Below are 203 nucleotides of genomic sequence, written 5' to 3'. Positions count from 1 at the left end.
ACATTAGAGTTAGCATTTAAAGTAACCTCACCATTAACAATACTGTTTTGACCTTTAATAGTAGCAGTACCATTAGTATTAGCATTACCTTCTAACTTGTTAACACCATTAGTATTATCAGCACCGAACTTACCATCAGCACTAATAGTTACATTACCTTTGATATGTTTGTTTTCACCTTGTACAGTAACATGACCCTTACC

At 33.5% G+C, this 203-nt stretch carries 1 protein-coding gene; it reads right to left on the bottom strand.

The annotated features are described in order from the left end of the window. The coding region (locus tag IMK15_RS06415; protein ID WP_226869242.1) for a hypothetical protein at positions 1–203 on the bottom strand (203 nt) is incomplete at both ends.

The organism is Sneathia sp. DSM 16631 (assembly GCF_014892235.1).
GTDB lineage: Bacteria > Fusobacteriota > Fusobacteriia > Fusobacteriales > Leptotrichiaceae > Sneathia > Sneathia vaginalis.
Note: the sequence above shows the minus strand (reverse complement) of the source record. Positions and strands in the feature narration are given on the sequence as shown.